This window comes from uncultured Albimonas sp., assembly GCF_963977235.1.
Taxonomy (GTDB): Bacteria; Pseudomonadota; Alphaproteobacteria; order Rhodobacterales; family Rhodobacteraceae; genus Albimonas.
In genome coordinates this window covers 1-22,659 of record NZ_CAXBOD010000001.1, presented here as the reverse complement: position 1 = coordinate 22,659, position 22,659 = coordinate 1, and the positions used below count along the sequence as shown (strand labels likewise).

The 22,659-nt window shown below is 71.5% G+C and carries 22 protein-coding genes; 10 read left to right on the top strand and 12 right to left on the bottom strand.

From position 1 onward, the window contains the following. Window positions 1–67 precede the first annotated feature (67 nt). The 5 genes from AAC134_RS00110 to AAC134_RS00090 all read right to left on the bottom strand — a co-directional run bounded on the left by AAC134_RS00110 (window position 68) and on the right by AAC134_RS00090 (window position 4,850). On the bottom strand, window positions 68–517 hold the full coding sequence (locus tag AAC134_RS00110) for an Rrf2 family transcriptional regulator (protein ID WP_339947001.1): 450 nt from the start codon (window positions 515–517) through the stop codon (window positions 68–70). Continuing rightward, on the bottom strand, window positions 517–1,011 hold the full coding sequence (gene dut / locus AAC134_RS00105; protein WP_339947000.1) for a dUTP diphosphatase: 495 nt from the start codon (window positions 1,009–1,011) through the stop codon (window positions 517–519). The genes AAC134_RS00110 and dut overlap by 1 nt, the downstream gene beginning before the upstream one ends. Next, window positions 1,011–2,243, bottom strand: coding sequence for a bifunctional phosphopantothenoylcysteine decarboxylase/phosphopantothenate--cysteine ligase CoaBC (gene coaBC / locus AAC134_RS00100; RefSeq protein ID WP_339946999.1), 1,233 nt, complete (start codon window positions 2,241–2,243; stop codon window positions 1,011–1,013). The genes dut and coaBC overlap by 1 nt, the downstream gene beginning before the upstream one ends. A 117-nt stretch (window positions 2,244–2,360) precedes the next feature. Next, window positions 2,361–3,563, bottom strand: coding sequence for an MFS transporter (locus AAC134_RS00095; RefSeq protein WP_339946998.1), 1,203 nt, complete (start codon window positions 3,561–3,563; stop codon window positions 2,361–2,363). Between the two features lie 90 nt (window positions 3,564–3,653). Next, window positions 3,654–4,850 carry an MFS transporter gene (locus tag AAC134_RS00090; RefSeq protein ID WP_339946997.1) on the bottom strand — a complete coding sequence of 399 codons (1,197 nt, stop codon included), beginning with the start codon at window positions 4,848–4,850 and terminating at the stop codon, window positions 3,654–3,656. Window positions 4,851–5,144: 294 nt separating this feature from the next. Here AAC134_RS00090 and AAC134_RS00085 point away from each other — a divergent pair, with 294 nt between their 5' ends. The 8 genes from AAC134_RS00085 to atpC all read left to right on the top strand — a co-directional run bounded on the left by AAC134_RS00085 (window position 5,145) and on the right by atpC (window position 13,416). Further along, window positions 5,145–6,524 (top strand): aminotransferase, encoded by a 1,380-nt coding sequence (locus AAC134_RS00085; protein ID WP_339946996.1) that lies wholly within the window; start codon window positions 5,145–5,147, stop codon window positions 6,522–6,524. Window positions 6,525–6,789: 265 nt separating this feature from the next. Continuing rightward, window positions 6,790–7,170, top strand: a complete 381-nt coding sequence (locus AAC134_RS00080; protein ID WP_339946995.1) for a DUF952 domain-containing protein — start codon at window positions 6,790–6,792, stop codon at window positions 7,168–7,170. Next, window positions 7,167–8,192, top strand: coding sequence for a quinone-dependent dihydroorotate dehydrogenase (locus AAC134_RS00075; RefSeq protein WP_339946994.1), 1,026 nt, complete (start codon window positions 7,167–7,169; stop codon window positions 8,190–8,192). Before AAC134_RS00080 ends, AAC134_RS00075 begins: the two co-directional genes overlap by 4 nt. Window positions 8,193–8,558: 366 nt before the next feature. Continuing rightward, window positions 8,559–9,119, top strand: coding sequence for a F0F1 ATP synthase subunit delta (locus AAC134_RS00070; protein ID WP_339946993.1), 561 nt, complete (start codon window positions 8,559–8,561; stop codon window positions 9,117–9,119). Continuing rightward, a complete protein-coding gene (atpA, locus tag AAC134_RS00065; protein ID WP_339946992.1) occupies window positions 9,119–10,657 on the top strand; it encodes a F0F1 ATP synthase subunit alpha in 1,539 nt (512 codons plus the stop codon). The genes AAC134_RS00070 and atpA overlap by 1 nt, the downstream gene beginning before the upstream one ends. 33 nt (window positions 10,658–10,690) lie before the next feature. After that, on the top strand, window positions 10,691–11,575 hold the full coding sequence (locus AAC134_RS00060) for a F0F1 ATP synthase subunit gamma (protein WP_339946991.1): 885 nt from the start codon (window positions 10,691–10,693) through the stop codon (window positions 11,573–11,575). A 15-nt stretch (window positions 11,576–11,590) separates the two neighbouring features. Continuing rightward, window positions 11,591–13,006, top strand: a complete 1,416-nt coding sequence (gene atpD / locus AAC134_RS00055; protein ID WP_339946990.1) for a F0F1 ATP synthase subunit beta — start codon at window positions 11,591–11,593, stop codon at window positions 13,004–13,006. A 14-nt stretch (window positions 13,007–13,020) separates the two neighbouring features. Further along, entirely contained in the window at window positions 13,021–13,416 is a 396-nt protein-coding gene (gene atpC, locus AAC134_RS00050; protein WP_339946989.1) for an ATP synthase F1 subunit epsilon, read from the top strand. A gap of 95 nt (window positions 13,417–13,511) precedes the next feature. Here atpC and AAC134_RS00045 read toward each other — a convergent pair whose 3' ends face one another. Both AAC134_RS00045 and AAC134_RS00040 read right to left on the bottom strand, forming a co-directional pair. After that, complete coding sequence (locus tag AAC134_RS00045; protein WP_339946988.1) at window positions 13,512–13,685, bottom strand: hypothetical protein; 174 nt, start codon at window positions 13,683–13,685, stop codon at window positions 13,512–13,514. A gap of 113 nt (window positions 13,686–13,798) precedes the next feature. After that, complete coding sequence (locus AAC134_RS00040) at window positions 13,799–14,236, bottom strand: DUF805 domain-containing protein (RefSeq protein ID WP_339946987.1); 438 nt, start codon at window positions 14,234–14,236, stop codon at window positions 13,799–13,801. 258 nt (window positions 14,237–14,494) lie between these two features. Between AAC134_RS00040 and AAC134_RS00035 the strand changes: the two genes are divergently transcribed. Then, window positions 14,495–15,130: a glutathione S-transferase family protein gene (locus AAC134_RS00035; protein WP_339946986.1), complete on the top strand. Its 636-nt coding sequence runs from the start codon at window positions 14,495–14,497 to the stop codon at window positions 15,128–15,130. Window positions 15,131–15,263: 133 nt separating this feature from the next. Here the strand turns inward: AAC134_RS00035 and AAC134_RS00030 are convergent, their stop codons facing one another. From AAC134_RS00030 to AAC134_RS00010, 5 genes are all read right to left on the bottom strand, one after another. Then, complete coding sequence (locus tag AAC134_RS00030) at window positions 15,264–15,773, bottom strand: RNA pyrophosphohydrolase (protein WP_339946985.1); 510 nt, start codon at window positions 15,771–15,773, stop codon at window positions 15,264–15,266. Between the two features lie 14 nt (window positions 15,774–15,787). Next, complete coding sequence (locus AAC134_RS00025) at window positions 15,788–17,137, bottom strand: S41 family peptidase (RefSeq protein ID WP_339946984.1); 1,350 nt, start codon at window positions 17,135–17,137, stop codon at window positions 15,788–15,790. Next, window positions 17,134–18,291 carry a hypothetical protein gene (locus AAC134_RS00020; RefSeq protein WP_339946983.1) on the bottom strand — a complete coding sequence of 386 codons (1,158 nt, stop codon included), beginning with the start codon at window positions 18,289–18,291 and terminating at the stop codon, window positions 17,134–17,136. The genes AAC134_RS00025 and AAC134_RS00020 overlap by 4 nt, the downstream gene beginning before the upstream one ends. Then, the gene (gene gpmI, locus AAC134_RS00015) at window positions 18,291–19,835 is read right to left on the bottom strand and encodes a 2,3-bisphosphoglycerate-independent phosphoglycerate mutase (protein WP_339946982.1); all 1,545 of its coding nucleotides are present in this window, start codon (window positions 19,833–19,835) and stop codon (window positions 18,291–18,293) included. Before gpmI ends, AAC134_RS00020 begins: the two co-directional genes overlap by 1 nt. Window positions 19,836–20,030: 195 nt before the next feature. After that, on the bottom strand, window positions 20,031–21,005 hold the full coding sequence (locus AAC134_RS00010; RefSeq protein ID WP_339946981.1) for an MBL fold metallo-hydrolase: 975 nt from the start codon (window positions 21,003–21,005) through the stop codon (window positions 20,031–20,033). Between the two features lie 61 nt (window positions 21,006–21,066). Here AAC134_RS00010 and AAC134_RS00005 point away from each other — a divergent pair, with 61 nt between their 5' ends. Then, a complete protein-coding gene (locus AAC134_RS00005; protein ID WP_339946980.1) occupies window positions 21,067–22,398 on the top strand; it encodes an ATP-binding protein in 1,332 nt (443 codons plus the stop codon). Window positions 22,399–22,659 lie beyond the last annotated feature (261 nt).

Genomic DNA, 22,659 nt, shown 5'->3' with positions numbered 1-22,659 from the left:
CCATCTATATACGCTCAAGCGGCGGGGGCGACGAGTCGGCAGGCCGCGATCCGTGCGGATCGTGACGTCAGATCGTGAAGTCGGGGCGCATCTCGTCGGCGCGGGGCACGTCCTGACGCTGGGCCTCGCGGCACAGGTCCTCCATGGTGATCCGGTCGAGCCGGTCGAGCAGGTCGCTCTGCATCTCCTCCCAGAGCGGCGAGACGACCGAGACGCCGAGCGCGCTGGCGGGCCCGGCCTCGCCCTCCTCGGCGTCGAGCGTCGAGACCACGCGCACCACGTCGCCCACAGTCACGCGCCGACGCTCCCGCGCCAGCGTGTAGCCGCCGCGGGGACCGCGCACGCCCTTCAGGACGCCGGCGCGGACCAGCGCCTGCATCACCTGCTCGAGGTAGCGCTGGGGGATGCCCTGGCGCTCGGTCACGTCGCGGGCCTGCACCGGGTCGGGTCGGGCGTTGTAGGCGATGTCGACCACCGCCTCGATCGCCAGCAGGGTCTTGCGGGTCAGCTTCAGCATCAGCCCGGGGTCCCTCCGCCGACGGCGCCTGAGCCCGCGCCTGTGCCCGTGGACCCGAAGCCCCCCGCGCCGCGGGCGGTTTCGTCCAGGCTCCCGACCTCGCGCCAGCGGCCGCGGGTCACGGGCGCGATCACCATCTGGGCGATGCGGTCGCCGTGGGCGATCTCGACGGGCGCGTCGCCGAGGTTGACCAGGATCACCCCCACCTCGCCGCGGTAATCGCTGTCCACGGTCCCCGGCGCGTTGGCCACCGTCAGCCCCTTTTTCAGCGCGAGGCCGGAGCGGGGGCGGACCTGCGCCTCGAACCCCTCGGGCAGCGCGATGGCGAGGCCGGTCGGGATCAGCGCGCGGGCGCCGGGGGCGAGGCTGACGGTCTCGCGGTCGGGCAGGCAGGCGCGCAGGTCCATGCCCGCGGCGCCCGCGCTCTCGTAGGCGGGCAGGGGCAGGGCGGGGTCGTGGTGAGGCAGGCGGGTCACCGCGATCTCGAGGTCCATCACGCGGCTCCTTCCCTGGCGTCTTCGAAATGCTCGGCGATGCGGCGGGCGAGGCGCTGGGCGGTCTCGATCTTGCTCAGGCGGGGCCAGGGCTCGGGCGTGTCGCCGGTGATCAGGATCACGGCGTTCTCGCTCCCGCCCATGATGCCGGTGGCCGGCGACACGTCGTTGGCCACGATCCAGTCGCAGCCCTTGCGAAGGCGCTTTGCGGAGGCGTGCGCGACCACGTCGTCGGTCTCGGCCGCGAAGCCGACCACCAGACGCGGGCGGCCTTCGGTCCAATGGGCGACGGTGCTGAGGATGTCGGGGTTCTCGGCGAACTCCAGCGCGGGCCCCGGCGCGCCGGCCTGCTTCTTGATCTTGGAGGTTGAGGCGCTGGCCACCCGCCAGTCGGCCACCGCGGCGGCGAATACGGCGGCGTCGGCGGGAGGGCCGTGCGGGGGCAGCGCGGCCTCGACGGCGGCGAGCATCTCGCGCGCGCTCTCGACCTCGACGATCTGCACGCCGGTGGGGCGGGGGGCGTCGGCGGGGCCGGTGACGAAGGTGACGGCGGCGCCGAGATCGCGCAGCGCGTTGGCCAGCGCCGTGCCCTGCGCGCCCGAGGAGCGGTTGGCGATGTAGCGCACCGGGTCGATGGGCTCATGCGTCGGGCCGGAGGTGACGAGGATCCGGCGGCCGACGAGCGGTCCCCCGCCAAGGGCCAGGGCGGCGGCGTCGGCGATGGCCGGCGGCTCGGACATCCGGCCGGGGCCGTATTCGCCGCAGGCCATGTCGCCCTCGTCCGGGCCGACGCTCAGCACGCCGTCGCGCGCCAGCGTCTTCAGGTTTCGCTGTGTGGCGGGATGCTCCCACATCCGCACGTTCATGGCGGGCGCGATCAGCACCCGCTTGTCGGTGGCCATCAGCAGGGTCGAGGCGAGGTCGTCGGCATGCCCGTTCGCCATCTTCGCCATCAGGTCCGCGGTGGCCGGCGCCACCACCACCAGGTCGGCCGAGCGCGAGAGCTGGATGTGCCCCATCTCCGCCTCGTCGGTCAGGTCGAACAGCTCGCGATACACCTTGGCGCCGGAGACGGAGCCGAGCGCCAGGGGGGCCACGAACTCCTCGGCCGCGCGGGTCATCACGCAGGTGACGCTCGCGCCGCGTTTGCGGAACTGTCGAACCAGCTCGGGGGTCTTGTAGGCGGCGATGCCGCCGCCGATGACCAGCAGGATGCGCTTTCCGTCCAGCATGTCGGCTCCACCCGGCATTCGGGGCATTTCCCGTGCGCGGAGCGTAGTTACCCGGCATCCCCGCCGCAAGACGGGGGATTCGGGATTTTCACGGGCGAACGGGGCCGAGGCGCGGCCTCAGGCCGTCACGTGGTCCGGGCGGGCGTCGCGCGCAAACAGGGCGTAGATCGTCAGGCCGATCAGCAGCGTCGCGGCGTACCACAGGAACACCCGCTCATAGCCCGTCGCGAACTCTCCGGCCGAGAGCGGCGCGTCGGCCAGCGCACCCGTGGCGAACTGGCCAAGCGCGGTGCCCATCATCCCGGTGACGTTGATCAGCGTCACGCCGCGCCCAGTCAGCCGCAGCGGCACGAAGCTGCGCCAGTGCGCGATCAGCACGGCGTAGGTGGCCCCGAAGAACCCGCAGGCGGTCATCAGCGCGACCGCGGTCCAGGCCCCCGGCGCGCCGAAGGCCAGCCAGGCGACGCAGAGAAAGCCCGCGACGTTGGCCGACAGGATCAGCGGCTTGCGCGAGCCGAACACCCGGTCGAGCGGCGCATAGACGAAGTTCCCAGACATCATCGCGACCGCGATGCACAGCGTCGCCATGCCGATGGCGGCCGCGTCGAACCCGTGGATATCGGCCAGGTAGGGCCCCGCCCACAGCCCCCGGATGCCCCCCGCCACCGCGTAGTTGGTCAGCGCCAGCGGCAGCATCGCCAGCAGCAGCGGCATGCGCAGAAGCTCGAGGAACCCGCGAAAGCCGGCGTCCTTCGCCCCGGGCTCGACCGGCAGGGGCGGAGGATCGCGCAGGACCAGGAAGGCGACGGCGCCGCACATCAGGCCCGTGGCGGCGAGAAACAGCATCATCTCGCGCCAGCCGAACGCCTCGACCGCGAAGGCGAAGGGCGCGGCGCCCAGGATGTTGCCCAGGCCCCCCACCCCGATCATCAGCCCCGACAGGGTGGCGAAGCGCGCCGGCGGGTAGCGGCGGGCAAACAGGAACATGCCGCTCATCAGGATCGGCGCGCAGCCGATGCCGATCAGGGCGACGCCCAGCGTCAGTTCGAACGCGTCATGGGCCTGCGAGAACACCAGCGCCCCCGCAAAGGCTGGCCCGCACAGGAACGCCGCCACCACCCGCCGCGGCCCGAACCTGTCGAGCAGCACCCCGGTCGGCAACTGCGCCAGCGAGAAGAACAGGTACCACGAGCCCGCGGCATGCGAGAGCTCGGCCGCCGTCACGCCCAGATCGGCGGTCAGCGCCGGCGCCAGGACCGCGAGGAAGGTGCGGTAGAACTGGCTGAGGATGTAGATCACCATCAGCGCGACGATATCCATGGAGGTCCTCCCAGACCCATTTCTTGATCGTTGCGCCCCTCCGTCCCGGCCGTCTGTCGCGACCTGGGAGCGGCGGGCGGGGCCGCGTCCTCAGGGTTTGGCGTCGCGGCTGAACAGGTAGACCACAGTCGCGAAGACCATCGCGGCGGCGTAGAGGATGAAGACCTGGGCGTAGGCGTCTGCGGGGGGCGCGCCGGCGGCGCGGGCGGCCTCGACCACCTCGCCGGTGATCGGCTGGGCAAGGCCCACCCCCGCCATCACGAAGAAATTCATCAGCGTCACCGTCCGCCCCACCAGCCGCAGCGGCGCCAGGGCGCGCGCATGGGCCATGACGATGGTGTAGGTCGAGCCGACGAAGCCGATCGCGGCCAGCAGCAGCGTGGCGAGCGAGGCCGAGGCGTCCGCCCAGATCCCCAGCGCCAGGCAGCAGCCCGCGGCCGCCAGGTTCCCCGGCGCCACGATCCACTTGCGCGTGCCCAGCACCCGGTCGAGCGGCCCGTAGCAGAAGGCCCCCAGCGACATCGCCACGGCCATCCACAGGACGGCGCGGCCGACCTCGGGCGCGGGCAGGGCGAAGACCTCGGACAGGTAGGGCCCCGCCCACAGGCCGCGGATGCCGGCGGCGGGGGCGTAGTTGACGATGGCCATGGGGATCAGCGGCCAGAACACCCGCAGGCGCAAGAGCTCGCCGTATTCCAGGAAGCCGCGATCGTGGGCGGCGCCGGCCTCGGGGTCGACCCGCGCGGGATCCTTGACCAGCAGCAGCGTGGCGATGGCCGAGAGGGCGGAGACGGCCGCGAACCCGCCCATCGCGGCGCGCCAGCCGACGGCCTCGATCAGCAGGGCGAAGGGCTCGGTCCCCGCGATGTTGCCCAGTGTCCCGACCCCCACGGTGCAGGAGGTCAGGAAGGCGAAGCGCGCCATGCTGAACCCGCGGGCATAGATGTAGAACAGCGCCATCAGCGCCGGCGCGCAGCCCGCCCCGATCAGGGTCATCGCGACCGTGATCATCACCGGCCCCTGGGCCAGCGCGAAGATCGCCGAGCCGCCGGCCGCGCAGATCCCGAACAGCAGCCCCGCGGTGCGCCGCGGTCCCAGCCGGTCCAGCCCCACGCCCACCGGCAGCTGCATCAGCGCAAATGCCAGGAACCAGGCCCCCGAGGCGCGCCCCAGGTCGGCGGCGTCGAGCCCCAGATCGGTCGTCAGATACGGCGCGAGAACGGCCAGGCAGGCCCGGTAGAACTGGCTGAACACATAGCCGAGCCCCAGCGCGAGGATGCCGGGCATGGACGCGAACCTCCCATCGGGGCAAGGGAAAGGCGTCGCACGCAGAGCCGACGCCGGGAAAGTTCGGCGACCTTATCGGGGCGCCGCAACCACGTCCATGGCGCTGTGCGACCCGCTCGCACCCCTGTCCGGACAAGGCCTTGGCGGACGACCTTCGCGCAGGGGCCGCGCGGCGGCCCTCGCCCGGGCCGCGCCGGCGCCTTCCGGGCCATGCGGCGCCGCATCATCCGGACCATTGACGCAGCCCCGAAGCCGGGCGTAGCCCTTTTGATCCCTTGCCAACGAGGCCTTCCGATGAACGTCCAGCTCACCAACATGCAGACGCGCGACGTCGAGGCGCTGCTTCATCCCTACACCAACGCCGCCGCGCATCGCCAGGTGGGCCCCCACGTGATCGAGACGGGCAAGGGCGTCTACGTCTACGACGAGCACGGCCGCGAGTTCATCGAGGGCATGTCCGGCCTGTGGTGCGCGGGCCTCGGCTTCGGCGACAAGGAACTGGCCGACGCGGTGGCCGAGCAGGTGCACAAGCTGCCCTACTACCACCTCTTCGCCGGCCGCTCCCACGAGCCCGCCATCGAGCTGGCCGAGAAGATCAAGGAGCTGGCCCCGAACATGGCCCGGGTGATCTTCCAGTCCTCGGGCTCGGAGGCCAACGACACCCAGGTGAAGCTGGCCTGGTACTACAACAACGCGCTGGGCCGGCCGGAGAAGAAGAAGATCATCTCCCGCCGCAAGGGCTATCACGGGGTGACCATCGCCTCGGCCTCGATGACCGGGCTGCCCTACAACCACATCGACTGGGACCTGCCGCTCGACCGCTTCCTCTCCACCGGCACCCCCCACCACTGGCGCGAGGCGCAGGACGGCGAGTCCGAGCACGACTTCTCCGCCCGCCTCGCCCATGAGCTCGAGGAGCTGATCGAGCGCGAGGGCCCCGAGACGGTCGCCGCCTTCATCGCCGAGCCGGTGATGGGCGCGGGCGGCGTCATCATCCCGCCGGCGGGCTACTTCGAGGCGATCCGCCCGGTGCTCGAGAAATACGACGTGCTGATGATCTCCGACGAGGTCATCAACGGCTTCTGCCGCACGGGCGAGTGGTTCGGCGCCGACACCTACAACGTCAACCCGACCTCGATGTCGCTCGCCAAGCAGCTGACCGGGGGCTACGCGCCGCTGTCGGCCGTCGCGCTCTGCCGCGAGCAGGCCGAGGTGATCGAGCAGCACACCGGCAAGATCGGCACGCTCGGCCACGGCTTCACCTACGGCGGTCACCCGGTGGGCTGCGCCGCAGGCGTGGCGGCGATCCGCATCTATCAGGAGCGCAGGATCCTCGACCATGTGCGCGCCGTCTCGAAGACCTTCCTCGGCCATCTCGACCGCCTGAAGGACCACCCGCTGGTCGGCGAGGCGCGCGGCGTCGGCCTGATCGGCGCGCTGGAGCTCTCGCCCGACAAGACCGGCCGCAAGACCTTCGACCCCGCCGGCAAGCTGGGCGCGAAGCTCGCAGGCGAGCTGGTCGAGCGGGGGGTGATCCTGCGCAACATGGGCGACGCGCTGGGCTTCTGCCCGCCGATGATCATCACCGAGGCGGAGCTCGACGCGATGTTCGCGCCGATGGAGGACTGCCTCGACGCCACGCTCGCCTTCGCCAAGTCCGAAGGGCTGGTCTGATCTGTTGAAATGCGAAACGGGCCCCGGCGAAAGCCGCGGCCCGTTTTCAGTCAGGCCCGACTATTCGTCGGGCGTCCGGGTCATTTCACGTGTATCGGTCATGATGGAAGGGGGTGGCCTTCGGCGGCAGACTAGGCCACCCCCGGTCACTTACCCTTCAGACGCTACTCGAGTCATTGAGCCACCTGGTACGCTACTCCCGACGCCACCGAGCGTCGGCTACCCGTTAAGGAATCCTTAACCCTGCCCCGATGTCAATGATGGGATGAACGGCGACGTGAGCGAAATTCATGTATTCAAGATCCTGCGGCCCGAAGAGTGCGCGATCCTCGTGCAAGCCTTTGAATTCAAAGGGTCCGAGCATGACATTCGCGACGGATTCGTCCACCTCTCGTCCGCAGGGCAGGCGCCGGGCACGGCGGCGAAGCACTTCGCCCAGGACGGCGACCTGTGGCTTTTGGGTCTCGAAGTCGCCGCTTTGGGAGAATCACTTCACTGGGAAGAAAGCCGCGGGGGCGCCCTGTTCCCTCATCTCTACCGCGAAATCGCGTTTTCGGACGTTTCCTGGATCCGGCCGTTGCCGCGCGGCGCGCAGGGGCGTCACCTGTTTCCCACAGGCTTCGCCTGGGGCGAGGCGGGAGCATGAGCCTCGCCGTCTCGGCCGAGCGCGCCGGCCTGGCCCTGCTCCGCACGCTCGATCCTGAGGACGCTCACCGCCGGGCGCTGCAGGCGCTGAACCTGCGGCACGCGCTGGGGCTGTCGCCGGGGGGGCCGGCGACCTCGGGCGGGCTGACGCGGCGGGTGTGGAACCTCGACTTCCCCAACCCCGTCGGCGTCGCCGCGGGCTTTGACAAGAACGCCGAGGCCGTGGCCGCCACGCTCGCCTCCGGGCCGGGGTTCCTCGAGATCGGGGGCGTGGCGCCGAAGCCGCAGCCGGGCAACCCGCGCCCGCGCCTGTTCCGCCTGACCGAGGACCGCGGCGTGATCAACCGCTTCGGCTTCAACACCGACGGGATGGAGGCGGTCGCGGCCCGGCTCGAGGCGACGCGCGCCGCCGCGCCCCTGCCCGCGCCGCTGGGCCTGAACCTGGGCGCCAACAAGGACAGCGAGGACAAGGTCGCCGACTATGTCTCCGTGCTGGGCCGCTTTGCCGGGCTGGTCGACTTCTTCGTGGTCAACGTCTCCTCCCCCAACACCGAGCGGCTGCGCGACCTGCAGGGCCGCGCGGCGCTGTCGGCGGCGCTGTCCCGCAGCCTGGAGGCGCGCGAGGCGAAGGCCCCCGGCGCGCCGCTGCTGGTCAAGATCGCCCCCGATCTGACCGAGGGCGAGCTGTCGGACGTGGCCGAGGTCTGCCTCGCGCAGGGGATCGACGGCATCGTCGCCACCAACACCACCCTCGCGCGCGCGGGATTGCGCAGCCCCCAGGCCGGCGAGGCGGGGGGCCTCTCCGGGCAGCCGCTGTTCGACCGCTCGACCGAGGTGCTGGCGAGCCTGTCGCGCCTGACCGGGGGCGCCCTGCCGCTGGTCGGGGTGGGGGGCGTCGCCTCCGCCGCGCAGGCGCGGGCCAAGCTGCAGGCGGGAGCGAGCCTGGTGCAGCTGTATTCGGGCCTGGTCTACGGCGGTCTCGCGCTGGCCGGAGAGATCGCGCGGGGCCTCGATCGCGGCTGAGGGATTCGCGCGGGCCTGCGCGGCGGCCCCGCGCGCGGTTTTGGCGCCGCGCACGGGGCCCGCTCGCGGCGCGAGAACCACCTGAGCGCCCGGGATTCCACCCGATCGGGCGCGAATCCGGCGCATGGCCGCCCTCCCCCCCGCGGCAGGGCGACGCTGCACAGGGCGCCGGGCCCGTCCTGGGGGCGGCGAGTTCACGAAATATCAATGACTTCGTCGCACCCATCGGGCGCCTGTCACGATATTGCGCGCCTCAACCCCCTGTGCTAGCTAGCCCTCGGTTCGAGAGAGGGGGCGGACGGCGTCCGCAAGGAAGCCGCCCCGCGCCGGCTTTTGGCATGTCCAGCCGAATTCGGAAGGGGACCCGTGGCAGTATCAGCAACGCTCACCACCGGCATCGCGGGACGCTACGCGACCGCTCTGCTGGAGCTCGCCGAGGAGCAGGGCGCCCTCGACCAGGTGGAGTCGGATCTCAAGGCGGTCCGCCAGGCGCTGAACGACAGCGCCGAACTTCGCACCGCCGTCGGCAGCCCGATCTACAAGCGGGACGAGCTGTCGGCCGCCATGGCCGCCGTCGCCGAGGCGATGGGCCTGTCGGAAATCACCCGGAACGTGATCGGACTGATGGCGCAGAAGCGCCGCCTGTTCGCGCTCGGCGACGTCTGCGACGCCTATGTGGCGCGGATGGCCGAGCGTCGGGGCGAGCTGACCGCCGACGTCAAGGTCGCGGCTCCGCTCAGCGACGAACAGCGCGCGGCTCTCGCCGACGCGCTCAAGGCGGCCTTCGGCCGCGACGTGAATCTGGACGAGACCGTCGATGAAAGCCTCATCGGCGGTCTTGTCGTAAAGGTCGGGTCCAAGCTGATCGACACCTCGATCCGCTCGAAACTCGCCGCCCTGCAGAACGCCATGAGAGAGGTCGGGTGATGAGCATCCAGGCAGCCGAGATTTCTGCGATCCTCAAGGAGCAGATCAAGAACTTCGGTCAGGAAGCGGAAGTCTCCGAGGTCGGCACCGTGCTGTCCGTCGGCGACGGCATCGCCCGCATCTACGGCCTCGACTCCGTGCAGATGGGCGAGCTTATCGAGTTCCCCGGCGGGATGATGGGCATGGCCCTGAACCTCGAGGCCGACTCGGTGGGCGCCGTGATCTTCGGCGACGACCGCGGCATCAAGGAAGGCGACACGGTCAAGCGGACCGGCTCGATCGTCGACGTCCCCACCGGCAAGGCGCTGCTGGGCCGCGTCGTGGACGCGCTGGGCAACCCGCTGGACGGCAAGGGCGCCCTCGAGGGCGTCGAGCGTCGCCGCGCCGACGTGAAGGCCCCCGGCATCATCCCGCGCAAGTCGGTGCATGAGCCGATGGCCACCGGCCTGAAGGCGATCGACGCGCTGATCCCGATCGGCCGCGGCCAGCGCGAGCTGATCATCGGCGACCGCCAGACCGGCAAGACCGCCGTGGCGCTCGACGCGATCCTCAACCAGAAGAGCTACAACGACGCCGCCGGCGACGACGAGTCCAAGAAGCTCTACTGCATCTACTGCGCCGTCGGCCAGAAGCGCTCGACCGTCGCCCAGCTCGTGAAGAAGCTGGAAGAGACGGGCGCCATGGACTACTCGGTGATCGTGGCGGCCACCGCCTCCGATCCCGCGCCGATGCAGTACCTGGCCCCCTACGCCGCCTGCTCGATCGCGGAGTACTTCCGCGACAACGGCATGCACGCGCTGATCATCTACGATGATCTCTCCAAGCAGGCCGTCGCCTACCGCCAGATGTCGCTGCTTCTGCGCCGTCCGCCGGGGCGCGAGGCCTACCCGGGCGACGTGTTCTACCTCCACTCCCGCCTGCTCGAGCGTGCGGCGAAGATGAACGAGGATCACGGCTCCGGCTCGATGACCGCCCTGCCCGTCATCGAGACGCAGGCCGGCGACGTGTCGGCCTACATCCCGACCAACGTGATCTCGATCACCGACGGCCAGATCTTCCTCGAGACCGAGCTGTTCTTCCAGGGCATCCGCCCCGCCGTGAACACCGGCCTGTCGGTGTCGCGCGTGGGCTCCTCCGCCCAGACCAAGGCGATGAAGTCGGTCGCCGGCTCGATCAAGCTGGAGCTGGCGCAGTACCGCGAGATGGCGGCCTTCGCGCAGTTCGGCTCTGACCTCGACGCCTCGACCCAGCGGCTGCTGAACCGCGGCGCGCGTCTGACCGAGCTGCTCAAGCAGGCCCAGTACTCGCCGCTGACCAACGCCGAGCAGGTGATCGTGATCTACGCGGGCACCCAGGGCTACCTCGACAAGATCCCCGTCAACCAGGTCACCAAGTTCGAGCGCGGGCTGCTGTCGCACCTGCGGTCGGCCTGCAAGGACCTGCTCAACGACATCGAGACCAACGACCGCAAGGTCGACGGGGAGCTGGCCGACAAGATCAAGGCGGCCATCGAGGACTTCTCCAAGGGCTTCTCCTGAGGGGCCCCGGCCCCGCAGGAATAGGGATCTGATATGCCCAGCCTCAAGGACCTCAAGAACCGGATCAACTCGGTCAAGTCGACCCGGAAGATCACCAAGGCCATGCAGATGGTCGCGGCGGCCAAGCTCCGCCGCGCCCAGGAGGCGGCCGAGGCCGGCCGCCCCTATGCGGAGCGTCTGAACGCGGTTCTCGGCAAGCTGTCGGCGGGGGCCAACCCCGACACGGCGCCGAGGCTGCTGTCGGGCACCGGATCGGAGCAGACCCACCTGCTGATCGTGGCCACCGCCGAGCGCGGGCTGTGCGGGGGCTTCAACAGCTCCATCGTGCGGCTGGCGCGCGTGCGTATCCGCGAGCTTCAGGCGGCGGGCAAGACGGTCAAGATCCTGACCATCGGCCGCAAGGGCCGCGACCAGCTGCGTCGCGACTACGCCGACCTGTTCGTCAAGCACGTGGACCTCTCGGGCCTGAAACGGGTCGACTACGCCACCGCGCAAGGGGTCGCCACCGACGTCCTGGCCATGTTCGAGGCCGGGGAATTCGACGTGGCCACGCTGTTCTTCAACGAGTTCCAGTCGGTGATCAGCCAGATTCCGACGGCGCAGCAGCTGATCCCGGCGAAATTCGAGACCGAGGAGGCCGATCCCGCAGAGGACGGCGCCGCGGTTCCCTACGAGTATGAGCCCGAGGAGGACGTCATCCTCGCGGACCTGCTGCCGCGTGCGATCGCCACGCAGATCTTCACCGGTCTGCTGGAGAACGCCGCGTCCGAGCAGGGCGCGCGGATGTCGGCCATGGACAACGCCACGCGCAACGCCGGCGACCTGATCGACAAGCTGACGCTGGAGTATAACCGCTCCCGCCAGGCTGCGATCACCAAGGAGCTCATCGAGATCATCTCCGGCGCGGAAGCGCTGTAAGGGACGGAGACCCCCATGCCTACCGGAAAAGTCACCCAGGTCATCGGCGCGGTCGTGGACGTCGCCTTCGACGGCCATCTGCCCGCGATCCTCAACGCGCTCGAGACCGACAACAACGGCACGCGTCTCGTGCTCGAGGTCGCCCAGCACCTGGGCGAGTCGTCGGTCCGCACCATCGCCATGGACTCCACCGAGGGTCTGACCCGCGGCCAGGCCGTGACCGACACCGACGGCCCGATCTCGGTGCCCGTGGGCGACGGCACGCTCGGCCGCATCCTGAACGTCATCGGCGACCCGATCGACGAGAAGGGCCCGGTCGACGCGACCGAGACCCGCGCCATCCACCAGCAGGCCCCGTCCTTCGCCGAGCAGTCGACGGAGTCGGAGATCCTGGTCACCGGCATCAAGGTCATCGACCTGCTGGCCCCCTACTCCAAGGGCGGCAAGATCGGTCTGTTCGGCGGCGCTGGCGTGGGCAAGACCGTGCTCATCCAGGAGCTGATCAACAACATCGCCAAGGTGCACTCGGGCTATTCCGTGTTCGCCGGCGTGGGCGAGCGGACCCGTGAGGGCAACGACCTCTATCACGAGTTCATCGAGTCCGGCGTCATCAACCTCGAGGACCTGACCAAGTCCAAGGTGGCCCTGGTCTACGGCCAGATGAACGAGCCGCCGGGCGCCCGCGCCCGCGTCGCGCTGACCGGCCTGACCATCGCCGAGCAGTTCCGCGACCAGTCCGGCGCCGACGTGCTGTTCTTCGTGGACAACATCTTCCGCTTCACGCAGGCGGGCTCCGAGGTGTCGGCGCTTCTGGGCCGCATCCCCTCGGCGGTGGGCTACCAGCCGACGCTGGCCACCGACATGGGCCAGCTGCAGGAGCGGATCACCTCGACCAAGAACGGCTCGATCACCTCGGTTCAGGCGATTTACGTGCCCGCGGACGACCTTACCGACCCCGCGCCGGCCACGTCCTTCGCCCACCTCGACGCCACCACCGTTCTGTCGCGCGCCATCTCGGAGCTCGGCATCTACCCGGCCGTGGATCCGCTCGACTCCACCTCGCGCATCCTCGACCCGGCCGTGGTCGGCGAGGAGCACTACCTGGTGGCCCGCATGGTCCAGGAGACCCTGCAGCGCTACAAGGCGCTCCAGGACATCATCGCCATCCTGGGCATGGACGAGCTGTCGGAAGAGGACAAGGTGACGGTGCAGCGGGCGCGCAAGCTGCAGCGCTTCCTGTCCCAGCCGTTCGACGTGGCCGAGGTGTTCACCGGCTCGCCGGGCGTGCAGGTTCCGATCGAGGACACGATCTCGTCCTTCAAGCGGGTCTGCGAGGGCGAGTTCGACCATCTGCCGGAGGCCGCCTTCTACATGGTCGGCGGCATCGACGAAGTGGTTGCCAAGGCCGAGAAGCTGGCCGCCGCGGCCTGATTTAGGAGCGCCCGATGGCCAAGCTCGCCTACGATCTCGTCTCGCCGGAGCGCAAGCTTGCCTCGGGCGAGGCCGATGCGATCCAGATCCCGGGCGCCGAGGGCGACCTGACGGCGATGCCCGAGCACGCGCCCTTCCTCACCCCCCTGCGCCCCGGCGTGGTGACGGTGCGGGACGGCGGCTCGGAAACCGCCTATGTCGTCACCGGCGGCTTCGCCGAGATCTCTCCGGCCGGCGCCGCGGTGCTGGCCGAGGAGGCGGTGAAGAAGGAGGAGGTCTCGGCCGAATGGTTCTCGGCCAAGATCGCCGAGGCCGAGAAGGCCCATGAGATCGCGTCCGGCCAGGGCAAGACCCTCGCCGCCCTGCGCCTGAACGACATGAAGTTCCTGGCCTCGTCGCTCGGCTTCTGAGCCCCGACGACCGGCCGGCTTCGTCCGACGGACAACAAAAGCCCCGCACGAGCGATCGTGCGGGGCTTCTGCATTGGCGGACGCGGTCTGCGGTTTCAGTCCGGGCGCGGCTGGCGGCCGCTGAGAAAGCCGCGCTCCGGACGTGCGTTCCAGCGACCGTCAAAGCCGAAGCGCGCCGCGCCCGGGGGGCGCGGGGTCTGAACCGCCTCGGCGCCGCCACGCGCGAGCAGGGTGGCGACCGCGTCGCAGTCGAAGGTCTGCATGGTCATGCGGCGCAGGCTCGCCGTCTCGCCCCGAACGCCCGATGCGCCTCGAGGGCGTTGGGCCCGATGCCGACGCCGAAGGAGGGCCGGCGAAGGCGGTTCCGGTCCTCGGGTCGGCCTCAGCCGTGCGGCTTCGAGACGGCGGGGATCTCCCACGGCCGCTCGTGGGGAGCGGAGGGCGGGGCGAGAGGGTCCGGGCCGAAGCGGTTGGGGCCCTGGGTCCCGCGCAGGCAGAACCAGACCAGCAGCACGATCGCGCCGATCAGGGGGACCAGCCACAACCACCACCACCAGCCGCTGCGCGCGCCGTCGTGGAGGCGGCGGACGGTGACCGAAAGCAGGGGCAGCAGCGTCGCCAGGCCCCACAGGCCGCTGAGCGGGCCGGCCCCGGCCTCGGGGTTGGTCATGCCGGGCAGCAGGCGCGCCTCGACGAACCCCAGCAGCAGGCTGATCGCCCAGACGAACAGCACGAAATACCAGAACTCCGAGCGTGCGGCCCGGCCCGAGAAGGTCACGTATTTCGAGAAGCAGGCGGACAGCGACTGGTCGAAGGTCATGGCGCGGGCGGCTCCGGCAGGGGCGTAAGGCGGGCGCGGGGCCCACGGGCCAGGCGGCCCGCGGCGCGCATCATGACCCAGCGGGCGCGCGGCCGCCAGCGTCGGGGCTGAACCCAGGGAGGGCGTCTTGGGACGCGTCGAGCCGCCTTGGCCGCCCCCCGCCGGAGCGGCCGGCGGACGCGGCGTCGCAGGCCGCTCCCGGTTGCGTCCGGGCGGCGAGGGCGGCAGGGTCCGGCCCTCGGCGCCAGGAGACCCCGCATGACTTCGCCCCCGCGTGTGACGCTGCACGGCTACCAGCACAGCATCTATGCCTGGGCCGCCCGGCTGGCCCTGTCCGAAAAGGGCGTCGACTGGGACTGGGTCGAGGTCGACCCCTTCGCCGAGCCGGAGCGCGCCGCTCGCCGGCATCCCTTCGCCAAGGTTCCGGTGCTGGTGCACGGGTCCTTCGCGCTCTACGAAACCGTGGCGATCGTGCAGTATGTGGACGAGGCCTTCCCCGGTCCCGCCCTCCAGCCCACCGACCCGCAGGCGCGCGGCCGGATGCGTCAGGTGCAGGCGATCGCGGACGCCTACGCCTACTGGCCGATGGTGCGGATGCTGTATTCCAATCGCGTCTTCCGCCCCCGCCATGGCGAGGAGCCCGACCGGACCGAGGCGCGCGAGGGCCTGGCCCGCGCCCGCCCTGTGCTCGACGCGCTCGAGGCGCTGACCGGCGAGGGGCCGTTCTTCGGGGGCGCCGCGCCCTCGCTGGCCGACCTGCACCTGGCGCCCATCGTGGCCGCCTTCGCCGAGGCGCCCGAAGGCGGCGCGCTGCTGGCCGGACGCCGCCGCCTGAAGGCCTGGCTCGAGACGATGCAGGCCCGCCCCGCCTTCCGCGCCACCCGTCCCTGGTAGGCCGCGCGCCTGGCTTGCGCCCTCCGCCTCGCCGGAGGAATCCGGCGCCGGGCCCCGTTCGGAGACCGCCGCGCGCCGGGGATTGCTCATGCGGCGCCGGACGCCGCGGCCGCGCAGCGCGACCTGCGCAGGATCAGGCGAACAGGCGGTCGAACTCGGCCAGCACCTTGCGGTAGGTGGCGCGCTTGAAAGGCACGATCCGCGCGAGGACCTCGTCGTGCGGGGACCACGCCCAGCGCGAGAATTCGGGGTGCTCGGACTCGATGTTCACGTCCGCGTCGCCGCCGTGGAAGCGGAAGGCGAACCACTTCTGGGTCTGGCCGCGGTATCGGCCCTTCCACAGCTTGGGGATCAGCGAGGCGGGCAGGTCGTAGGGGATCCACTCGCGGCTCTCGGCCAGCAGGGTGACCTTGTCGCGGGTGATCCCGGTCTCCTCCCACAGTTCGCGAAGCGCCGCCTCCAGCGGCGCCTCGCCCTCGTCGACGCCGCCCTGCGGCATCTGCCAGGCGTCGGAGCGGAAATCCAGCCGCTGGCCGACGAAGATCTCGCCGGCCCGGTTCAGGATCAGCAGCCCCACGCAGGGACGGTACGGCAGCGCGGCGATCTCCGCCTCCGAGAGCTCTTTCTTCAGCTCCTTCGCCACGCCGCCGTCCTCCGTCACTCGTTCGACGCGGGAGGCGCCGCCTGCATCGCACCCATGCCGTAGACCGAGAGACCCGTCAGCACGTCCAGCGCATAGGCCAGCTGCAGATCCTCCTGGCGGAGCTTGGCGGTCGCCTCGTGGCGGGCCCGCTCATCCTCGATCTGCTTGCGCTCGTCCTCGCTGAGCGCGTTCTCGAGGCTGCCGCGCAGGTCGGCTTCGGAGCGCATCCGGGGCGGAACCTCGCCCTCCTCGACCGCCAGCTTGGCCTGTTCGATCAGGATGTCGGGCTCGATGCCCAGCGCCTGGATCGAGCGGCCGGACGGCGTGTAGTAGCGCGCCGTGGTCAGCCGGATCGCGCCCTTGCCCGAGAGCGGCATGATCGTCTGGACCGAGCCCTTGCCGAAGGACTTGGCGCCCACGACGATGGCCCGGTGATGATCCTGCAGCGCGCCGGCCACGATCTCGGAGGCCGAGGCGGAGCCGCCGTTGATCAGCACCACGATGGGCTTGCCGCCGGTCAGGTCGCCGGGCTCGGCGTTGTAGCGGTCCATGTCCTTGGCGTCGCGTCCGCGGGTCGAGACGATCTCGCCCGACTCGAGGAACGCGTCGGACACCGCCACCGCCTGGTTGAGCAGGCCGCCGGGGTTGTTGCGCAGGTCGAGCACGTAGCCCTTCACGTTCTCCGCGCCGCCCATGTCCTCCTGGACCTTCTCGATCGCCTCCTTGAGGTTGTCGTAGGTCTGTTCGGTGAACTGGGTCACGCGCAGCACGCCGACATCGCCCTCGGCGCGGCCCTTGGCGGCGGCGATCTTGATGTTGGCGCGGGTGATGGTGACCTCGAGCGGCTCCTCGGCCCCTTCGCGGACGATGGTGATCACGATGTCCGAGCCGACCGGCCCGCGCATCTTGTCCACCGCGTCGGCCAGCGTCAGGCCGAGCACCGACTCGCCGTCGATATGGGTGATGAAGTCGTTGGACTCGACGCCGGCCTCGGCGGCGGGCGTGTCGTCGATGGGGGAGACGACCTTCACGAAGCCGTTCTCCATCGTCACCTCGATGCCCAGGCCGCCGAACTCTCCGCGGGTCTGCACCTTCATGTCGTCGAAGGCGGTGGGGGGCATGTAGCTCGAGTGCGGATCGAGCGAGGTGAGCATCCCGTTGATGGCGCTTTCGATCAGCGCCTTCTCATCCACCTTCTCGACATAGGCGGTCCGGACGCGCTCGAAGATGTCGCCGAACAGGTCGAGGTATTCGTAGGTGGTGCGCGCGTCGTTCTCCTGCGCGCTGAGCGGCGCGACGAGCGGCGCGGTCAGCAGGGCGCCCGCGACGGCGCCCCCCAACGCGGCGACGGCGATTTTTCTCATGGCGTCTCTGACTCTCCTTTCGGGAGCGTGAACCAGCGGGCGGGGTCCACGGGGATCCCGGCCTCCCTCGTTTCCACATAGAGCATTGCAGCGGAAAACGCCTCCCGGGGGAAGGGCGCGGCGACGAGAATTTCCGGCGCGGCGGGGTCGATGACGCGCAAGTGACCGATGGGCGCCCCGGCGGGGACGATCTCCCCCTCCGCCACCAGCAGGCTTTCGAGCCCGCCGAGAATCAGCAGACGGCCGGGCGCCGTCTCGAGGACGACGGCCTGTTTTCGCCCGCCCAGGCGGCCCGCGTAGCGCACCGAGGCCATCGCCGGGGTCCGCGGGGCGGCCCATTCGGGGACCGCGATCTCGATGCCGGTGTGGGCCTGGCCGAGCGGATCGCGGGTCCCGAATGGCGTGACGATCGGTCCCGGCGCCGGCGGCGGCCAGTCGCCGGGCGTCTCGGGGCGCGGGGGCGCGAGGCCAAGCGGGTCGGTCACCGGCCCCACGGCGACGAAATCGGCGAGCGCGGCGCGCATCTCGCGCAGGCTGGCGCGCAGGGCGCCGACGCCGCCGGGGGCGAGCACCCCCTCGCGCGCGCCGCGAAGATCCAGCGCGGCGCCGCGCGCGCGCGACCAGGCCGCGCGACGGTCCAGGTCCCGGGCCTGCGCCCGGGCCACCTCGGACCGACGCTCGGCGGCGTCGGCGGCGCGGGCGGGACCCATGGCGGCGGCGAGCCAGGCGCCGCGGGCGGCCGCGAGCGGTCCGGCCGGCTGGGCGGCCTGTGCGGCGAGCGGCGCGCGGGCCAGCGCCGCCAGCCGGGCCACGGCCGACTGGCCGGCGTCATGGGCTGCGGCGGCCCGCCCCTCGAGCGTGTCGATCAGCCGGGCGGCCTGGCGCAGCGTCTCGCGCATCGTCGAGAGGGTCGCCTCGACCGCGGCGCCCGCGCGGGTGGCGGCGGCGCGGCGGGCCGAGTCGTCGGCCGCCTCGACCAGCGCCCGGTCGGCCTCCTCGAGCGCCTCGCGCGCCTCGGTCGCCGGCGCCTGGGAGGTGCGGGCGCCCAGCGCGGCGGGGGCGGGCGTCTCCTGGGCCGGCGCCGACGCCGGCGCTCCGGCGACCAGCGCGAGCACGCAGCCCGCGAGGATCGGCAGGGCCCGCGCGCGCGCCATCAGGCGTTGGCGCGGATCAGGAGCGAGCGGCCGGTCATCTCCTCGGGCTGATCGAGGCGCATCAGCTCCAGCAGGGTGGGGGCGAGGTCGCTCAGCACCCCGTCCTCGCGCAGGCGGACGCCCTCGGGGCCGCCGACCACGATCACCGGCACGGGGTTGAGGGTGTGGGCGGTGTGGGGGCCGCCGGTCTCGGGGTCGATCATCGTCTCGCAGTTGCCGTGGTCGGCCGTGACGATCATCGCGCCGCCCACCGCCTCCAGCGCCTTGATCGCCTTGCCGAGGCCCGCGTCCACCGCCTCGACCGCGGCGATGGCCGCGTTCAGGTCGCCGGTGTGGCCGACCATGTCGGGGTTGGCGAAGTTGCACACGATCAGGTCGTGCTTGCCGCGGCGGATGGTTTCGACCAGCCGGTGAGTGACCTCCGGCTCGGCCATCTCGGGCTGGGCGTCGTAGGTCTTCACGTAGGGCGAGGGCGCCATGTGGCGGTCCTCGGCCGTGTTGGGGACCTCCTCGCCGCCGTTGAGGAAGAAGGTGACGTGGGGGTATTTCTCGGTCTCGGCGAGGCGCATCTGGGTCTTGCCGTGGCGGGCGACCCACTCGCCCAGCGTGTTCACGATCTCCTCGGGCGGGAACAGGGCGGGCATGAACTTCGCGTGCTCGGAGGAGTATTCGACCATCCCGGCGACGGCCGAGAACCGCGGCGCCTCGCCCCGGTCGAAGCCGTCGAACTCGGGCGCGGCGAGCGCCGAGAGGATCTCGCGCGCGCGGTCGGCGCGGAAGTTGACGAACAGCAGGCCGTCGCCCTCCTTCATCCCGTCGTAGCCGCCGATCGCGTGGGGGGAGACGAACTCGTCCGTCTCGCCGGCGGCGTGGCCGGCCTCGGCGGCGGCGACGGCGCTCTCGGCTCTCGCGCCCTTGCCGCGGACCATCAGCTCATAGGCCTCGGCGACGCGCTCCCAGCGGTTGTCGCGGTCCATGGCGAAGAAGCGGCCGATCACGGTGGCGATCGAGACGCCCTGCGTCCCCGCGATGTCGTCCTCGAGCGTCTGCAGGTAGCCGGGCGCCGCCTTGGGGGGCGTGTCGCGCCCGTCGAGGAAGGCGTGCAGGCGCACCGGGACGCCAGCCTCGGCGAGGACCTTGGCGGCCACGGCCATGTGGCGCTGGTGGGAATGCACGCCGCCGGGCGAGACCAGCCCCGCCACATGCGCGGTCCCGCCGGCGGCCTGCAGCTTGTTGATGAAGCCTTGCAGGACCTCGTTCCGGGCGAACTCGCCGTCCTCGATGGCGCGGTCGATCCGGGGCAGGTCCATCCACACGATCCGCCCGGCGCCGATGTTGGTGTGCCCGACCTCGGAGTTGCCCATCTGGCCTTCGGGCAGGCCCACGGCGTTGCCGCAGGCCTTGAGGGTGGCGTTGGGGCGGCCCTGCATCAGGGAGTCGAAGGTGGGGGTGCGCGCCTGCGCGACCGCGTTGCCCTCGGTCTCCGCCCGCAGGCCCCAGCCGTCGAGGATCACCAGAACCACGGGCTTGGGGGGATTGCTCATCGGGATCTCCTGTGGGTCGCGGGGCCTGCGTCACTAACTAGGGGCGCGGGGGGCGGAACGGAACGCGACGCGGGGTCCGGGGCCGCCGGCGGGCGAGGCAGGAGCCTCCGGCGGCGCTCCTGACTCACCCGGGAACCGGCGCTCCCGCAGGGCGGTCGGCGGGGCGCCGGGGGCGCGTCGCGGGGCGGGGGCGGTTCAGCGGTGGCGGAACTTCGCGGTGTCGGAGAGGACGCCCTCGTGCTCGGCGCGGCCCTCCTCGACCAGGCCGATCAGGACCGAGAAGACGTTGCGCGCCGCCGCGCCCAGCAGGGCCGGGTCGACGTCGGTGTAGATGCCGCGCGCCATCTCCAGCGCGTCCTTGCCGGGCATCCCCGGCGAGGGCAGGGCCGCGATCACCTGCTGCACGCGCGACTCGCGGTGCGCGATCAGGTGGGCGAGCATCGCCTCTGGGTCCTCGATCGGGTGGCCGTGGCCGGGATGGAACACCCGGTCGCCGCGGCCCTGGAGCTTGCGGAGGCTGGCCATGTAGGCGGCCATGTCGCCGTCGGGGGGCGAGACGATCGAGGTCGCCCACCCCATCACGTGATCGCCCGACAGCACCGCGCCGGGGGACATGCCGTCGGCTTCGACGGCGAAGGCGAGGTGGTTGGAGATGTGCCCCGGCGTGTGGATCGCGGTCAGCGCCCAGCCGGCGCCCTCCAGCCGCTCGCCGTCGGCGAGCGTTCGGTCGGGGACAAAGCCGCGGTCGCCGCCCTCGCCGCCGCCGAGCTGCGCGCCAGAGGCGGCCAGCGTCTCCATCCGCGCGCTGCGCCCGGCGCCGTGAGCTCCGAAGGCGCAGGTCTGCGCCCCGGTGCGCGCCTTCAGCGCAGGCACGCCGGGGGAGTGGTCGATGTGCGTGTGCGTGAGAACGATATGCGAGACGCGCTCCCCCGGCTCCAGCGCCGAGAGGATGGTCTCGAGGTGGCCGGGATGCTCGGGGCCCGGGTCGACGACCGCGACCTCGCCCCGGCCCACGATATAGGTGCGGGTGCCGGTGAAGGTCATGGGCGAGGGATTGGGGCAGGCGACCCGGCGCAGGCCGGGCTCGAGCGTCACGACAGGCCCGGGGGCGCCGGCCTCGGCGTCGGAGCGGCGGTCGAACGGGTCGGCGGGCGTGGGGCCTGCGGCCATCGGGGATCCTCCTCCTTCGGGCCCATTGCTTCGGGACCTCGTGGCGCGCAACTTGTCGCGCATGGTCAGGGCATACAAGAAATACCTGCCGCGCAGCCTGTTCGGTCGGGCGCTGGTGATCCTGCTGGCGCCGATCGTGCTGTTGCAGCTGGTGGTGGCGGGCCTGTTCATCCAGAACCACTATGCGGGCGTGACCCAGCAGATGGCGGGCTCGGTGGCGCTGGAGCTGATCTATGCGGTCAACGCGGTCGAGACCGCGGCCGACGTCGAGGGGGCGCGGATTCGGCTGGAGAACATCGCCCGGCCGCTGGGCATGACGCTGGCGCTGGATCCCGGCGTGAGTGTGCCCGAGGCGACGGCGCAGAACTTCTACGACGTCTCGGGCAACGCGCTCGCCGAGCGGCTGCGCCTCGACATCGCCCGGCCGATGTCCATCGACCTCGTGCGCTACAACCGCGACGTCGAGGTGAAGATCCAGACCGCCAAGGGGGTGCTCCGCGCGCTGATTCCGCGCAAGCGGACGATCGCCTCGAACCCGCATATCCTGCTGGTGTGGATGGTGGCCACGGCGGTGCTGCTGGCGGTGGTGGCGGTGCTGTTCCTGCGCAACCAGGTCAAGCCGATCCGGCATCTGGCCAACGCCGCCGAGGGCTTCGGGCGCGGCCGCGTGGTCCCCTTCCGCCCCGGCGGCGCCGAGGAGGTGCGCCGCGCCGGCGCCGCCTTCCTCGACATGCGCCGGCGGGTGGAGCGGGCGATGGAGCAGCGCACCAACATGCTCTACGGCGTCAGCCACGACCTGCGCACGCCCCTGACCCGGATGCGGCTGGCGGTCGAGATGCTGGACCCCACGCCCGACCGCGACGACCTCGCCAAGGACATCGCCGAGATGGAGCGGATGCTGTCGGCGTTCCTCGACTTCGCCCGCGGCGGGGCGGGGGAGACGGCGGTCGAGGCCGATCCACTGGCGCTGCTGGAGACCGCGGCCGCCGACGCCCGCCGCGCCGGGGCGCAGGTCGGCGTGGGTCTGACAGAGGATTCGCGCCAGCCCGAGCCGGTGACCCTGCGCCCCGGCGCCATCGGCCGGGCGCTGGGCAACCTGCTGTCGAACGCGGCCCGCCACGGCGATCGGGTCGAGGCGCGGCTGCGGCTGGGGCGGATGTTCGTGGAATGGACGGTGGAGGACGACGGGCCCGGCATTCCCGAGGCGCTGCGCGAGACCGCGCTGCGGCCGTTTGCGCGGCTCGACGAAAGCCGCAACCAGAACGACGGAGGCGGCGTGGGGCTGGGGCTGGCCATCGCGCTGGACATCGCAAGGGCGCATGGCGGGGCGCTGGCGCTGGAGCGCTCCGAGACGCTGGGCGGGCTGCGGGTGGTGCTGCGGATCCCGCGGTAGGAAGCGCTGGAAGGGACCGGAGAGGAGGCGCCCTGCGGGCGGGCCTGGGCCGGTGACGAGAGGCGCGCCCGGAGACGCGGAGGCCGCTTCGGGACTCACCCAAGAACAGGCCCCGCGCCTGTCCTCCGGAGCCGTCCGTCGCTTCTGATGCCTGAGCGACTCGCCCGCCCCGGTCAAGGACAAGCCCCCTGCGGGGGTCGCCTGCGGCGATCCCTGACCGGGGCGGGCGAGTCGCTCTGATCGGCATCAGCGACGGACGGC